Consider the following 16,084-nt stretch of genomic DNA (forward strand, 5'->3'; position numbering starts at 1 on the left):
CGGGGAATTTGATGGACAAACACGCCAGGTCCGGAGCTAGCCTTTGGACCCCCGGGAAGACTGCGCCGTATAGGTGCGTTGCGAATAGAAGGCGTCGTTTTCCGCGCCCCATTGGTTGGTGACATTGACGGTGTAGTAGCGGCCTGCAGCCAGGGTTGTTTTGCCCACATTCACGAGGATCATTTCCAGTTCCGGGTTCATGCCGCTCTGGACTCCGTACGCAGTATTTGTGCTCGTGGGCTTCACGGTTTTCGCGAGGCGTTGCCCCTCTTTCGTGGTCCACTTCACTTCGGCGTTGCCACCTGAAAGATTGAAGCCTATTATCCGCACTTGGCCGGTGGATGCGTCAAAAGTCGCGTCGGTAATAATCGGCGTTGCAATTCCAGCCTCCACCTGGGCCTTCAGGGGAACGCCAGTACCAACGCAGGTGTAATACGAATCCCACATGAACGAAATGATCTTCTGCGCGTTGGCGAGCTGTTGCAGCTGGCGGTCTATCCTCGCTTTGGAGCTCTGTCCTCGGAGACTGTCTCCGCAAGGATTCGAAGCCGTGGCCGGAGCCATGCCCTCCAAGTTTGCCCACAGGACGGCACCCGTTCCGGAAATGCCGGCAGCAGCTGCAAGGAAATAGTCCCGAATAGGTGCCACGTACTTGCTGCTCCAGGAACCCTTGCCCACAATGCTCTCCGCATAGCGGTCCACTGCCGAGTTCGCTTCGTTCGACTGAAACGCTCCACCCTTCCCGGTTCCCATGCCGTCTTGAATGGCGATGCTCAGAACCAGTCCGCTGGCTGTCTGGGCAATTCTTCGTACCCCGTTTCGGGCTTGATTCAGGCTGATATTGAAGGCGCTGACCCGCGCGTCAAGGTAGGGACTAACGATTGCGCTGCGAGTGGGAAAGATTCGATGGATGGCTTGGTTCTGCATGCGATACAGATCCAGGATGGGATCAAAAGTGTGGCCATCGGTCAGAGGCATTTCTGTGTGGTGATAGAAGCCAGCCAAGCCGGCCACGTTATATACAGCCGCTTGATACTGAAGTAGGCGCTCGGTGAAGAGGCCAAGGGTCCCTTGGTAGGAAACGTCGGGGAGGTACGCCTTATCAGTTCTCTTCACCGGGGCAGGTAGGCCAGCATAGAACTTCATGCCCAGTTTCGTGGCCGCCACAGCCATTGAAGTTGCTGGATCTGTGCCATCGGCTGCGCCACCGCCCGCCACCACCACATCGTACTTCCCGTTCGTGGACGTGCAGCCGCTGCCTTGGGCAGGGAGGACCAACACAACAAATGCCTTGCCTTGGCTGGCGATCCTGCGGTCATGGGGGCATTGCACGGCCTGGTTGCCCCAGATGCTTCCATCGGAGTAAGTGAAATAGCGGTTGACTTCCAGGTTTCCTGCAGCGGCCTTGGCACAGTTCACTCCGTCAATGACGCATTCCTTGGGAAGAGTCGCCAAGGTAGTTGGTACGAGGGATGTTCCAAAAGTGATGACGGTGTCAGCGCCTGCTGCCTTAATTTCGCTGAGCTTCTGGAGGTTCCGGGAACTGCTCGGAGTGGCGTAGACGAAATAGCCGCCAATTGGGTAGCTTGCCGGTGTCGGCGCCTGGGCAGCCGGAGTTTTCTTCGCGGCCGCTGGTGGCTGTTTCTCCTGTGCCGGTTGTTCCGCCTCGATGCTGTGGTTGGGCGCAACCAAAGCGGTTCCTGCAACTCCGGCTATGAGCACAAGTGCCGCGAGGAGGGCTTTGATGCGCGGACGGCTTCCGCGAATGAGCGTCATGAATTCCTTGGGGTCGGCATCAGCAGACGATCCTACGGAATCAAATGACTGTTATCCATACGCTAGACTAAACCGGGCTGCCCTCCTGCTGTTGGTGGCCCCGCCCACCCCCATTCAGGTGGACGCGCTGGAACGGACGCTCATAGCGTTCTGTACGACATATCAAACGGGGGGAAAGTTGGGCACCGGAATCAGACGTGTTCAAGCCGCACTTGTGGTCATCTTGCTGGCTATTCTCGGGTTTTTTGCAACCCAGCCGGCCTCGGCCACCACGGTAACCGACCCCGGACCCGATGCGGAACAGCCGTCGGACCCATCACCGAAGCCCGAGCCTACGTTCCCGGTCGTCATACCGCCCGTTCTTGAGCCGACCTCGCCTCCGGCCACTCTGGAACCTATTCCTACGGCACCTGCCCAGCCTTCCGAAGAGCCAGCTCCCGCACCTGTGGTGCCGCCCGTCGTCGGGCCCGTCGTTCCGCCCGCGGAAGTACCTGCGGTGATACCTCCCGCTACCTTGCCCGATCCTGCTGTACCCACTGATGTTGCTATCGAGAACTTCGTTGTAGAGCCAGAGGTTCCCGCGGAGACCACCACGGCCACAGCGGAGGCAACGCCGACGCCCACACCCACTCCCACCAAAACCGAAGCCCCGCCAGTTGTCAGCGCAGACATCACCGGCCCCTTGAAGGTGGCCCTTGCCCCAGTGGCGGAGAACAACCCCCTTGTCCAAGGCCTGACGGTCTTGGTGTTGCTGCTGCTGGGCCTTGCGTACTTCCGTGCCTTGCGCTCAAAGGGGATCCGCGGACCCCGCCTCAACGGCAAGTAGTCCATGGATACTTCCCTACCCAGGGACGCGGCTGCCGTAAATCCTGCATTCCCGTTGCGTCTAATGCTTCTCACCCACTCGTATTGGCCGGAGCACAGCCCGCCGCAGCGCCGTTGGCTTTCCCTGACCCGGGAATTCCGGAAGGCAGGCTGGGACGTCGACGTCGTCGCTCCTGTTGCGCACTATCCCAACGGCAAGCGGGATTTGCCCCGGCGAAAAGCCGGATTCGCTTTCGCCCACCAGGAAGGCCTGCACGGCGAAACCATCAGGCGCGTGCCGTACCTTCGGCATCTTGGCACCTCGCCACTGGCACGTTTCGTTGACCAACTCTTCTCCGCTGTGATGTCCATTCCGATAGGTTTGGGCGGCAAGAAACCCGACGCGATTCTCGCCACCGCTCCGAGCCTCCCGACGCTGGCTACCGGGTATGTGCTTTCCCGGCTTCGCAGGGTGCCTTTCATCGTCGAGATGCGGGATGCCTGGCCGGACCTGGCCCGCGACGCCCGAATCGTGCAAGGCAGTGTCAAAAGCGTGGTGGAGCGGGTGGTCGAGTTCGTCCAGCAGCGTGCGGACCTGGTTGTCACAGTTACGGACGGTTTTGCCGAAACTCTGCGGGACCGCGGCATCAAGAACGTCGTCACCGTGAGTAACGGCCTTGATTTGAACTCGATGCCTTTCCTTGAGCCCCCGGCCTTGGAACGCGACGTCTTTCACGCCGTCTACCTCGGAAATCATGGCAAGAGCCAGCGCCTGGACATCCTTATCAGGGCAAGCGCGCTGCTCGGCGAGGGATTCCACCTCACGCTCGTGGGTCACGGCACCAGCCGCCCACAACTGGTGAAATTGGCTCGCGAGCTCAACGCGCCTGTGACCTTCTTCCCTTCGTTGCAGGGTCAAGCAGTCATGGACAAATACCGTGAGGCGGATACGTGCATCGTCTCCCTCCGTGATGACTGGAAGTCGTTCGAGACCACTGTCCCGTCCAAGACCTACGAGGTTCTGGCCATTGGCAGGCACGTCACGGCGGTAGTGCGCGGAGAAGCGGAGCGCATCATCATTGAAGCCGGCGGAGGCGACGTCGTTGCGGCGAACGCCGAAGCCGTGGCGCAGCTGTGGCGGGAACTTTCCGAGGACCGAAGCCGGCTGGCCTCAGGCACCAGCGGACGCGACTGGGTCCGGGACAACGCAGACTACGCGCAGCTGGCCTTGCGATACATGGACTCAATATCCTCCTTGGTCAATCCGGAGCCAGCCGATGCCCGGGGGACTGCGTGATCCAACTCCTCAAGAACATTGCCTTGACCGCAGGGACCGTGTCGGAGCACCTCACTGAGTCGCCCGATGTGTTGTTCCTTCAGGTCCTTCGCCGGTTGCCGTCCAGGATCGTCAGGCCGCTGGCTCGTTTCGTGGCCAGGCTTGCGCCCAATTCCGCCCGTCCCCTCTTCTTGCTGGCCAGCCACGCGGCGGGGGACACCGCCGGGCTTACTTACCGGTTTGAACATGCCGTCCGCACCGGTGTTGATGCCGACCGCGCCCGCAAGGCCGCAGAAGTAGCCATCGCTGCCGGGCAGCCAGCGTGGGCGGATGTTTTCCTGCCCCTCGCAGCAGGGGCGACCCGGACTCCGGCGACCCTCGCCAGACGCAAGTGGTACGACGGCGACATGAGCGGCGCCGTCGTCGTCCTCGCTGGCGAGCGGGGCGGCATGGCAAAACAGCGGCAGCGGCTTGAGTCCGAAGTCCGCGTCTTCCAAGGGTGGCGTCCATCGCTGACCGCTTCCGCGGTAAAACCGCAAGCGCGCAGGGTCCTGCACCTGCTGACGAACTCCGTGCCGCATACCGGCAGCGGCTACGCCCGGCGCAGCCATTCCATCCTGACCGCCCAACAGGACGCCGGTTGGTCAGCAATGGCCGTGACGCGCCTGGGTTACCCCGTGCAAATCGGTGCGTTGACAGCGCGGCAGCATGACGTTGTTGACGGCGTGCGCTACGAACGTCTCCTGCCGGCGCGCATGAAGCCGTCCATGCATGGTCGCTTACAGCAGCAGGCCGAAGGCATTTTGTCCCTCGCCCGTGACTTCCGGCCGTCGGTCCTCCATACCACCACCCACTTCGTCAACGGCCTGGTAGCCCGGGAAGTCGCAAACGCCTTGGACGTCCCGTGGGCGTACGAAGTTCGAGGACAACTGGCCGACACGTGGGCGTCAACGCGCGGCGAGGAAGCCCGCCGGAGCGAACGGTACAAGCTCTTTACCGAACGGGAAGCCGACGTCATGCAGAGCGCGGACCTTGTAGTGACGCTCGGCGAATCCATGAAAGACAACATCGTGGCCATGGGCGTCCCGGACAGCAAAATCCTGATCTGCCCGAACGCAGTGGGCGGCGCGTACCTCGCTGAACCGCTCGATCATGGCGCGGCTCGGCTTGCTTTGGGACTGGACCCGAACGCGCTCTATATCGGGACAGTAAGCAGCCTTGTGGACTATGAAGGCCTTGACGATCTGGTCACAGCATTTGCGCTGCTTGCGCCACGACTGCCACAGTTGAAGCTGGTTTTGGTCGGGGACGGCACTGCCGCGCCCGCTCTTCAGGACCAAGTCCGGCGCTTGGGACTATCGGAACGGACCATCTTCACGGGGCGTGTCCCTTCGGAACAGGCTCGCCTTTATCACTTGGCGCTGGATATTTTTGTGGTTCCACGCAAGGACCTTGCTGTTACCCGGGCCGTGACACCGCTTAAACCTGTGGAGGCCCTGGCCTCCGGCCGGCCAGTGGTGGCCAGCAACCTGGACGCCTTACGGGAGATAGTGCACGACGGCGTAAACGGCAGAGTGGCGAACGCTGAGGATCCCGGGGGACTGGCTGAGGTGTTGTACGAATTGCTTGATGATGAAGGTTTACGGAAGCGGCTTGGCGCCGCTGGCAGGCAAGAAGTATTGGCTACGAGGACGTGGCAGGCAAATGCCCAGGCATACATCCGGGCTTATGAAAATTTGGGCGTCTAACAACGTAAGGAGGGTCAGCTGATGTCGGCGAAGAAAGCAAAGCTTCCGCCGCCCGCGGCCATCCAACCGATGTCCGTGGACATGCGGAAGTTGTCCAGGGTGGGTTCCAGACCCGGATTCCTGGATTACTTGGTAAGGCTGTGGGATTACCGGCAGTTCATCTTCTACGATGCCCGCGCCCGAGTGCAGACGGGAACCCGAAAAGACCGGTTGGGGAGCGCCTGGCTCCTGCTCAACCCGGTCTTCAACGGGCTCACTTACTACGTGATTTTCGGCATGCTGCTCAACACGAGCGGTGGCATCGAAAACTTCATTGGGTACCTGATCGTCGGCATCTTCATGTTCCAATTCAGTTCCGGCGCAATTACGGAAGGTGCCCGCTCCATCCGGAACGGAAAGTCTGTTGTTCAGGCCTTCAATTTCCCGCGTGCCGCCCTACCGCTCGGCGCAAACATCAGGGAGCTCCTTTCGTCTGTTCCGCTTGTTCTGGGCATGCTCTTGTTGATCGTAGTGTTGCCTCCTGCGGAGAAGATCAGCTGGCATTGGGTGCTGATCGTACCTGCCCTATTGCTCCAATTCATCTTCAACCTCGGAATCGGAATGATCCTTGCGAGGATTATTTCGATTGCCCATGACGTGACGCACCTCTTGCCCTTCGCGATCCGCGCGTGGATGTACGGCTCTGCAGTTTTCTACTCGTATGAACGCTTTGTTCATGAGCCCACATTGCTCGCCATCATGAAGTTCAATCCACTGTTCAACGTCATTGATATCGTCCGGAGCTGCGTCCTCTATGACCGGGTTCCTGCGTGGGAATCGTGGGCCACGTTGGCCGTAGTTTCATTGGCGGCCCTGCTGGTTGGATTCATCTTCTTCTGGAGAGGGGAAGAGACCTATGGTCGCGATTGATGAGGCTGTGTTCCTGGACGGCCCGCCCTGCGTAGTGGTGGACCGGGTGAAGATGACCTATAAGGTGCCTTCCTCCATTGAACGTTCCACGTCCACCCGGAAAGGTATCCGGGGAAGTCTCCGGAAGCTTCTGGGACGCGAGAACCTGGTGACGGTCAGCGCACTGAAGGAACTCTCGTTGGTGGTGGAGCGAGGCGAATCCGTAGGCATTATCGGCCGCAACGGCTCCGGTAAGAGCACCCTGATGAAGCTGATCAGCGGACAGGCTGCACCCACGGATGGGGCGGTGTACGCGTCAAGCACGCCGGTCCTCCTGGGTGTTCACGCCGCGCTTGTTCCCGATTTGTCAGGCGACCAGAACGTGGTCCTTGGTTGCCTTGCCATGGGTATGGACATGGATGAAATCGATCAGCGCTTCGAGAGCATCGTTGAAGTGTCAGGCTTGGACTCCGCGATCTACCTTCCCATGAAGTCCTACTCATCGGGCATGGCCTCGCGGCTTCGTTTCGCCATTGCCGCCGCAGTCAACCCGGAGATCCTCCTGGTCGACGAAGCTTTGAATACAGGCGATGCTCAATTCAACGACCGTAGCAAGGCACGCATGGATGAGTTGCGGGCCCAGGCCGGCTGTGTGTTCATTGTCAGCCACAGCCTGGACACCATCCGAAACATGTGCACCCGTGTGATTTGGCTGGATAAGGGCGAATTGATCATGGACGGCTCGTCGGAAGAGACCACCAACCTGTATCAGGAGTTTTCCTCGAACCTCTCAAAGGGCAACAACATTACTGCCGCACGGATCAGGGACGAAGCAAGGGCAAATCTCGTGGCCACTCAAATCATGGAGAGATCCAGCGGACGCCGAATGGAAGGGCGCTGAGATGAAAATGGTGGTTGAAGCCCGCAAGGCCGTGTGGCATTTGCGCGAAGGCGGACTGGATCAATTCAATGAATGGCTCCGTCGAAAAAGGATAGACCGACGCATCAACGCAAACCGATCAGTGGGCCAACAGGCAGAACAAGATGGGCCTCCAATCTTCGGCCCGTACCGCGTTCCTGACCGGGAGCCGCGGCGCTCGGACTTGACTGTCGGCGTGATCCTTGACGACTTTTCGTCAGCGGCATTCTCGTTCGAGTGGAATCTGCTCCACCTCCGCAAAGATCGCTGGTTGCAGCAACTCGGCGAGACTGAGATCGACTTCCTCTTCGTTGAATCCGCATGGAACGGAAACCAAGGTTCATGGAAGTATGAGCTTGCGGGAACATCCGGCCCGAAGCCTGAATTTCTGGCACTTCTGGAATGGTGCCGCAAGCGGTCAATTCCCACAGTCTTCTGGAATAAGGAAGATCCACCCCACTACGAAGACTTCCTGCCTGCGGCGCGTCAGTTCGATGTGGTCTTCACCAGCGATTCCGGCCGGATCCCGTTCTACAAGGAGGATCTGGGCCACGACCGGATCCAGGCTCTTCCTTTTGCTGCACAGCCAGCCATCCACAACCCCATACGCGTGGGGCAGGGACGGCACTCCCGGGGAGTAGCCTTCGCGGGCATGTATTTTGCGCACAAGTATCCGGAACGCCGGCAACAGATGGATATGCTCCTGACGGCCGCACGGGATGCATCGGCCAAGTCCGGCCCTGTCCTCGAGATCTTCTCACGGCAACTGAGCGGGGACTCGAACTACCAGTTCCCGGTTCCGTTCTCCGAGAACGTTGTTGGAAGCCTGGACTATGCCACCATGCTCACGGCCTACCGGGCCTATAAAGTCTTCCTCAACGTGAACTCGGTGGTGGACTCACCCAGCATGTGTGCGCGTCGAATTTTTGAAATCACCGCTTCAGGCACGCCAGTCGTCTCTGCTCCGAGCACTGCCATCAGACAATTCTTCGAACCGGATGAAGTGTTTGTAGCCGAATCCCAAGGACAAGGCGAGCACCAGATTCGCATGCTGGCGCGAAGCCCGGAGCTCAATGATCGGGTAGTCCATAAGGGCCAGAGACGCATTTGGGCAGGGAATACATATGCGCACAGGGCCGAGACGATAGTGGCTTCTGCCCTGCCGGATCGCAGCCGGCCCGTCCGGCTTCCTTCTGCCAGCGCCTTGGTACCAACCATCCGGCCTCATCAGCTTGAGCATGTATTCGCTGCGGTTGGAAGCCAAGTAGGAGTGGATCTTGAGCTGGTGTTGCTGACTCACGGATTTGAGATCACATCCGAACGTGCGGCTTCATTGGCGGAAGAGTACGGCGTGGAGCGTTACACGGTGCTGACAGAGCCCCGCGAGACGACGCTGGGAGAATGCCTCAATCTCTGTGTCGCCGCAGCTTCAGGAGACGTCCTGACCAAGATGGATGACGACGATTACTACGGTCCGAACTACCTTGCGGACATGCTCCACGCGCTTGATTATTCCAAAGCTGATGTCGTTGGGAAGCATGCGCACCACATGCACTTCGTTTCAACCCAAGCCACGGTTTTGCGTATGCCACACAAGGAGCATCAGTACAGCAGGTTCGTGATGGGTCCAACCATCACGGCCCGCAGCGAAGTTTTCAAGGCGCACCCATTCGAGCCTCTCAACCGGGGTGAGGACACCGCCTTCTTGAAATCAGTTGCCACCGCTGGCGGCTCTATCTACGCCGCCGACAGGTTCAACTTCTGCCAGATGCGTCAGGCAGAAGGTCACACTTGGGACATCTCGGACGATGAATTGGCGGCGTCTGGCGAAATCAAGTTCTTTGGCGATCCCAAAGAACACATCACCGTTTAAAAAACATCACCGTTTAAAAAATAGGGGACAAAATGACCACCACCAGTAAGACTGTCGCAGTTATCGGACTGGGCTACATCGGCTTGCCCACTGCAGCCATCCTTGCCACTAACGGCATTAATGTCATCGGTGTTGACGTGAATCAGAACACCGTCGACGCCGTAAACCGTGGCGAGGTTCCCTTCGTTGAGCCTGATCTGGGTGTTCACGTTGCCGGGGCAGTCAGCCAGGGCAATCTGCGGGCGACGACGGAAACTCCAGCAGCGCAGGCTTACATCGTGGCTGTGCCAACGCCCTTCCGCGAGGACCACTCAGCGGATCTTAGCTACATCGAGGCCGCGGCCCGTGGGATCGCACCCCAGCTCGTCGGAGACGAACTTGTCATCCTCGAATCCACGTCACCTCCGCGTGCGACGCGCCACTTGGCAGAGTACATCCTGGCCCTGCGGCCGGATCTCTCTTTGGATGGGGCGGGCGGAGCACCCGTTATCCACTTTGCGCACTGCCCGGAGCGAGTACTCCCTGGCCGGGTCATGATCGAACTTGTGACCAATGACCGCATTGTCGGTGGCATTACGTCTGCAGCGGCTGAGCTGGCAAAGGACCTCTATGCTGTCTTCTGCCAAGGCGAGATCCTGGTGACGGACGATGTCACTGCTGAGATGGCAAAGCTTGTTGAAAATTCTTACCGCGACGTAAACATCGCCTTCGCCAACGAGCTTTCCGTGATCAGCGACAAGCTGGATATCGATGTCTGGGAGCTGATTCGATTGGCGAACCACCACCCGAGGGTTAACATTCTTCAGCCTGGCCCTGGCGTCGGTGGGCACTGCATCGCAGTTGATCCTTGGTTCATCGTGGCCGCCGCACCCACTGAATCCAAGCTGATCCGTACCGCACGCGAAGTCAATGATTCCAAACCTGAATGGGTAGTGGAACAGGTCCGCAAAGCGGCAGAATCCTTTGGCAGCGAGGCCAAGATCGCTACGCTCGGGTTGGCTTTCAAGGCCAACATTGATGACCTTCGTGAATCTCCGGCCATTGGGATTACGGCCGCTTTGGCAGATGAATTGCCCACCGCCAAGGTCCTTGTTGCTGAACCGCACGTCGAGGCGCTGCCCAAGGCACTCGCCAACCGTCGCAACGTTGAACTTGCAAACACGGAAGATGCGATCGCGCAGGCAGATGTCGTCGTCGTCTTGGTAGATCATGACGAATTCAAGAGCGTCGATTCAGGTCTTCTTGCAGGCAAGGCAATCGTTGACACAAGGGGAATCTGGCGCGAACTGACGTCCAAGGGCGTCGAGGCCGCTATTACTCTCTAGAGGCTTTACCGCGTCCGGGTACTCCGCCCGGACGCGGTTGTTGATCCACAGCTGCAGCCAGGTTCTGAATTCGGCGGCTGGTTGTGAGAGAATCCAGCGATAACGCGGGATATGTTTTATCGACGAGAGAAACCATGGACAGTTCGACTGAATCAATCGCAACAACGTCGCTAGCTATTGAACATCACGGCAAACGAATCCTCATTGAAGCCGTGGCGGGCGACCACATCGCTGCCATGATTGACGCGTCGAAAAAGTTCTACGAATGGCAGTACCTTGGAACGTTGGCCGAGTATCTTAAGCCCGGGGACTTAGTCCTGGACGTTGGCGCAAATATTGGCAACCATAGCCTGTACTTCGCAGCGGTATGTGAAGCCAAAGTTATCTCGTTCGAGCCACTCCCTCTTGCGGCAGATATCCTGCAGCGCAATGTCGATAGTAATTCGCTGCAAGATCATATTGAAGTTCGCCGAGTGGCGCTGGGGGAGAAGCCTTCACGAGCCACACTGGATAAACTCGACCTCAAAAACGTTGGTGCGACCACGTTTGCGGTGTCCTCGAACGGCGAATATGCCGTGAGCGCCATTGACGTGGAGGAGATCCGGCAACGGGTTGCCCTCATTAAGGTTGATGCCGAGGGAATGGATGTGGCGGTCCTGAAGGGTGCGATCGATTTGATCGCCAGGGACAGGCCGATCATTGCTTGCGAGGCCGCCACAGCCGTTGAGCAGGCCGAGCTTGAGCAGTTTGCATCCGAATCGGGCTACTCCTTCGTGGCGCAATTCAACGCGACGCCCACTTATATCCTGGTTCCTTCCGCGACGCCACTTGAACGTGCCCACATGGAACGCAGAGCGGCCGGTCTGATAACGCGAACTAACTGGGCCACCAGGGATTTGTACTATCGCTTAGGACTTGTCAACGGCGAATTGAAGTCAATCAAGGACGGGTTGTCTACGGCACCCGCTGAACAGGATGCGAGCACCGCGGTCGCGGGACTGTCCGAACGCGTCAAACAACTGGAAGTGCTCCTTGGCGAACTCAGCAACCGCCTGGAGGACCGCGACCCTAACGCCGCAGGAGCATAGGTCCACAGAAGGCCTCTGCATCCGTCTAATTAACTGCCGGCAGTGCCCAACCGATAGGATCTATAGGTTGTCATCCGTCGTACCCTTGGGGAGCCATAATGTCAGAGCGCCGTTACATCAGGCTAAAGGAATCTACGCCTAACCTGGACGGCATGCGGAACCGCCCCGACGGTTACCTCGAAGCAACTGACGGAACCATCGGTGATGGGCCATGGCGGGTTCGGACGGACGAGCACGGTTTCATCATGACTGGCAACGAGACCGCGGAAGGTGCCTCACCGATTGTGTTTCTCGGTGACTCTTTTGTGGAGGCAACTTTCACGCCGGAAGACGTCCGTTTCGTGTCTCAAGTCGAACGTCGCTTGGCCAGCCACGGACTAAAGGTTCGCTGCCTGAACGCCGGGTATTCCGGGGCTACTACCCTCCAGCTTTTTAATGTCTTCCTCAACAAGATCGTTCCACTGGTCGGTCGTGGTGGCACGGTGGTATTTTTCCTGCCGCAATCGGATCTCCCGATCTACTTCCGTCCCCACAGCTACTGGTACCCGACAGACAGATACGCACCGTTGCTCCCGCCGGTGGAGCCGGAGGCATCAGATCTTCCACGAGGTTCCGGGGCCCTGACCTCGATCCTGGGGTTGGCCGTGTGGGCTGCCCAAGAATTCGGCATCGACCTGGTGCTTGTGACGTCACCCCACCGCAACGCACAGTGGGCCACCGACTCGTATTACCACCGAATGATCTCTGAGGACCAGCACACTTCACTTGTGCAACGGCGTGCGGATATACGCGGGGCCGTGCAGCGATTTGTCGCCGATAGCGGCGTCAAATTCATTGACGCCGACGCTGAATTTCTGGATAAGTCGTCAGCCTTCTATGACGAACTTCATCTGAATGACGAAGGGCATGACATCTTTAGTCCTTGGTTCGCGGATCAGCTTCGTCTTCTCCTGGACCGCTAGTCGGGTTAGCCCGGCGATGCTGACGGATCGGCGGCCTCGACGCTACCCGTTGGTATGATGGGTTGTCAAACAGATCCTTTAGCTCAGGTTAAATTAATGTCGATGAAAATCGCGGCCGCATTGGACGCAACACGAACACTCTTCGAGGTGTCCCCTGATTTGGAATTCTCTTCGGTGGATCGTGTTATCACAGGGAAGACAGCCGGCGGTCTCCGCATCGAAGCCTATGGGACTTTCGCAGAGAATCCCCAGAAATTGTTGTGCTTCCTGCCGTCAGCACAACCGTCGAGCACTCCTCCCAAAGTGCCCTTCTACCCACGCTGGTCGTGGGCAACGGCGTTCGAGAACTGGGATGTCGTTTCACTGAGTGATCCCATGCTGAATTACGCTCCTGATTTGGCTGCCTCTTGGTTTGCTAGCTCAGATGAGGATATTGTTTCCGAGCTCGCCACTTTCATTCGCCTATACTGCGACCGCAGAGGAATCACGCTGGATAACGTAATTCTCTATGGCAGCTCCATGGGTGGCTTCGGGTCGTTGATGATTGCAGCCGAGCTTAGAGTCGCACATGCTGTTGCTGAGGTCCCTCAGCTTGATTTGTTGCGATATCCCGTGAAAAGTTCCCTGGCGGACGTTGAGAGACTTGCCCTTAACGGGCGGGCCTTAGCGGACTTGGCTGGTGAACACCCAAACCGCACAGATGTCTATTCCAGATTCGAGTCATCTCGGTGCATTCCTCCCATAACTATCGTTACAAACCGTGGAGATAGCGCTTTCGAGGAAACCCTTAGCTTCGTAGGCAGACTTCAAGGCCTGGCTGCTAGCGTTGACTCCATCGGCTCGGTTTCGCTTCACCAGACCTCCCGTAATGAGGGGCACGCAGTTCAGCCAACGCCTTTCATGATCAAATTCCTGAAGTCAGTCGCTGAGATTCAGTCGGTCCCGACCGCCTACTATCCGTCTGCCGAACATGAATCTCAAAGGTTGGAATTTCCCCAATGTCATGTCGAGAATGATGGCTCATGGGGAGAGCGGGAACTTCAGGAAGCTGTTACATGGATCAAAACGGCAGGGGACAGCGAGATTACAGTTGAATTCAAGGCCGTCAACCCTGCGTCGGGCAGTAACAAGGGTCTCGTTTTTTGTGCGGCTGTTAGGGGAAGTACACGCGAGATGCTTAGCCAGCAAGGCTTCTCCTATTCGTCGTACCGGAATATTGGTTACTACAAATACGTGGGCTTGGGCGAAGGCATGTCTTCACACGTCATTCAACTTAGATTTGCCCCTGAAGTGTCAGTTGATGCAATTGGATTAGCGTCTTGGGATGTAAAGGCGCCGACGATCTACGACCTCCAATTCTCGTAGACGCCGACAACCCGTCGAGAGTCCAAACCACAAGGAGGACTTCAACGGGCCTTACTAACGCGCCCCTGACGCAGAAGCGCCGGCTCCGGCGTCGTCCGTCTAGACCTCTTCGAAGGCTTCCTGAACAAGGGAGATGAAAGCCTCGAGCGAGTACCGTTCACGAACAAAACGCTGGCCTGGCTCTGCATTCTTATTGAATACGTCCAGATCCTGGTTCTCGAGGATGTAGTCGCGGATGCCGAAGACATCCTCGAAAATGTAGTCCTCGGGGTAAACGTAGTCCACGCCGTGCCAAGGAAGAAAAACTCCCTGGTTTCCTGAGGCGAATCCCTCTCCAGGGGCGACGTGGAAACTCTCCAAGTCACTGAGGGACAGAACAAAGCCAAAGTCAGCCAAAGCCGTCTTAGTGTCCACCCAGCCGGAAAAGGTGACTTTTTCGGCTAGGTTGTGATCCACAATGTACTGCTCACATTGCTCGTAGTACTCGCGTTCCACAGGGTTCTTGTAGACCCACGGGAGGTCATGCGGCCCTTTCCCAAAGACGGTGAGGGAGTACTCGCCGTGGGCATTCAAGTAATGGAGAAGTTCAAGTGCGCGGTGGTAGCCCTTCAATTTGGGCAACATGCCCACCATTGCCAGCTTCTGGGTCTTGCTTGGATCGTTACTGGTTTTGTAGGCGTTGACGTCGAGGTAGTTCGGGATGATTCGAACCTTCGTTCGGTCCATGCCGAACGTGCGGATCATGTCTTCGCTGGTGTGAAGTGACACAGAGATGAAGCAATCCACCTTGGATTGATCCACCAGATGCCCGAACCTCGCATTGAGTTCAAATCGATGGAGCCGGACTATCAGACGTTGGTGCGCCTTCTTGTGGTTTGCGTACCAAACTGCGTTGCCCAGTAGCCATTCGCAGAAGATGACGTCTGCCCACTCCAGAAGCTCCCGGCTTTGATTCTCATCGTGGGAATCATGCCCGGTCCACTCGTCCAGCTTCACATCGTAGTGCTCGCGAAGGGATGGAATAGCAGGAGAAATGAATTTCAAATCCATACCGGCGATGAGGACACGCTGTTTAATGTTCTGCTGAAAGCCTTCGTAATTGCCGCTGTTGATAATTTCGAGCGTCTCACGGATTCGGGCGCGATATGGCTTGCCGCTGATGGCCTCCCAGTTGTCTTGGACAAGATGGGAAAGCTTTGAGAACAGACCGGCATCAATGTCACCACGGTTGAACCTGTAAATGGATTCGAGCGCAACCCTAAGCGCGACGTGGCCTCTGATCTCCATGTAGCTAAGACCAACGTGTGCGAGGGTGGACTCGGCGCTCTCCCATACTTCGAGATGCGAAGCCAGCTCGCGAGCACCGTATTGCTGCGTTGTGGATCGAACAAATCCGATGGTCTTGTGGTAAATGATGGCTGGTTCATCAAGGTAGGAAATGTTCTGAGATACAGACAGGACAGTATTGAGAAAAACAGTGTCTTCTCCCATGTGCAGATGCTCCGGCCAGATGATGCCGTTGTCGATGAGCAGACTGCGACGGATCAACGACGAGTTTGTCGTACTTTGATCTCGCACGATCTTGGCGATCTTCTCAGTCCTGGACGCTGCAGTGTGAAAGCCCACCACCCTGTTAACCAGTTGGGGTTTCTTTCCTCGTTCCACCGTGTACAAGGAGGCCCGGACAATGTCTGAATCTTCCTGCGAGGCAAGTTCCAGCTGCTGCCGAAGTGCGTCCGGCAGGATCTCGTCGTCCGAGTCAAGGAAGAACACGTATTCCCCGGCAGCTTTGGACATACCAACGTTGCGGGGGCGTGAGGGCGAACCACTGTTGGAGGTCAATGCCACGACCCGCCAGTTTGAATGTGCCCGTGCCCTCTCCTCGAGCAAGGCAAACGTTCCATCGGTGGAGTGGTCGTCCACAAAGACAACCTCGAAGGAGTCTTCAGGAAGATCGATGCCCTCCAACGACTCCAGGCAGAGGCCGATCTTGGTTTCTGCGTTGTAACAAGGGACAACAATGCTGAGCTTCATATCCGGAGAATCCTCAAGGATTTGCA

At 57.7% G+C, this 16,084-nt stretch carries 12 protein-coding genes; 10 read left to right on the forward strand and 2 right to left on the reverse strand.

What is annotated here, in order from left to right; genetic code table 11:
* Positions 1-36 precede the first annotated feature (36 nt).
* Positions 37-1,776, reverse strand: a complete 1,740-nt coding sequence (locus KSW38_RS18600) for a DUF4434 domain-containing protein (RefSeq protein ID WP_216926426.1) — start codon at positions 1,774-1,776, stop codon at positions 37-39.
* Between the two features lie 214 nt (positions 1,777-1,990).
* Between KSW38_RS18600 and KSW38_RS18605 the strand changes: the two genes are divergently transcribed.
* The 10 genes from KSW38_RS18605 (at position 1,991) to KSW38_RS18650 (ending at position 14,024) form a co-directional block, all read left to right on the forward strand.
* Positions 1,991-2,602 carry a hypothetical protein gene (locus KSW38_RS18605; RefSeq protein WP_216926427.1) on the forward strand — a complete coding sequence of 204 codons (612 nt, stop codon included), beginning with the start codon at positions 1,991-1,993 and terminating at the stop codon, positions 2,600-2,602.
* 3 nt (positions 2,603-2,605) lie between these two features.
* Positions 2,606-3,877 carry a glycosyltransferase family 4 protein gene (locus tag KSW38_RS18610; protein ID WP_216926428.1) on the forward strand — a complete coding sequence of 424 codons (1,272 nt, stop codon included), beginning with the start codon at positions 2,606-2,608 and terminating at the stop codon, positions 3,875-3,877.
* Entirely contained in the window at positions 3,874-5,604 is a 1,731-nt protein-coding gene (locus tag KSW38_RS18615; protein ID WP_216926429.1) for a glycosyltransferase family 4 protein, read from the forward strand. The genes KSW38_RS18610 and KSW38_RS18615 overlap by 4 nt, the downstream gene beginning before the upstream one ends.
* Positions 5,605-5,625: 21 nt before the next feature.
* Complete coding sequence (locus tag KSW38_RS18620) at positions 5,626-6,513, forward strand: ABC transporter permease (protein WP_223946703.1); 888 nt, start codon at positions 5,626-5,628, stop codon at positions 6,511-6,513.
* Positions 6,500-7,393 (forward strand): ABC transporter ATP-binding protein, encoded by an 894-nt coding sequence (locus KSW38_RS18625; protein WP_216926430.1) that lies wholly within the window; start codon positions 6,500-6,502, stop codon positions 7,391-7,393. Before KSW38_RS18620 ends, KSW38_RS18625 begins: the two co-directional genes overlap by 14 nt.
* A 1-nt stretch (position 7,394) precedes the next feature.
* Positions 7,395-9,284, forward strand: a complete 1,890-nt coding sequence (locus KSW38_RS18630) for a glycosyltransferase family protein (RefSeq protein WP_216926431.1) — start codon at positions 7,395-7,397, stop codon at positions 9,282-9,284.
* Positions 9,285-9,316: 32 nt separating this feature from the next.
* Positions 9,317-10,609: a UDP-N-acetyl-D-mannosamine dehydrogenase gene (wecC, locus tag KSW38_RS18635; protein WP_216926432.1), complete on the forward strand. Its 1,293-nt coding sequence runs from the start codon at positions 9,317-9,319 to the stop codon at positions 10,607-10,609.
* 134 nt (positions 10,610-10,743) lie between these two features.
* Positions 10,744-11,697, forward strand: a complete 954-nt coding sequence (locus tag KSW38_RS18640; protein ID WP_216926433.1) for an FkbM family methyltransferase — start codon at positions 10,744-10,746, stop codon at positions 11,695-11,697.
* 98 nt (positions 11,698-11,795) lie between these two features.
* Complete coding sequence (locus KSW38_RS18645) at positions 11,796-12,659, forward strand: SGNH/GDSL hydrolase family protein (protein ID WP_216926434.1); 864 nt, start codon at positions 11,796-11,798, stop codon at positions 12,657-12,659.
* 96 nt (positions 12,660-12,755) lie between these two features.
* On the forward strand, positions 12,756-14,024 hold the full coding sequence (locus KSW38_RS18650; RefSeq protein WP_216926435.1) for a hypothetical protein: 1,269 nt from the start codon (positions 12,756-12,758) through the stop codon (positions 14,022-14,024).
* Positions 14,025-14,123: 99 nt separating this feature from the next.
* On the opposite strand, the gene KSW38_RS18655 is transcribed toward KSW38_RS18650, so the two are convergent.
* Positions 14,124-16,058: a glycosyltransferase gene (locus KSW38_RS18655; protein WP_216926436.1), complete on the reverse strand. Its 1,935-nt coding sequence runs from the start codon at positions 16,056-16,058 to the stop codon at positions 14,124-14,126.
* Positions 16,059-16,084: the final 26 nt, after the last annotated feature.

This window comes from Paenarthrobacter aromaticivorans, from assembly GCF_019038615.1.
GTDB classification, from domain to species: Bacteria; Actinomycetota; Actinomycetes; order Actinomycetales; family Micrococcaceae; genus Arthrobacter; species Arthrobacter aromaticivorans.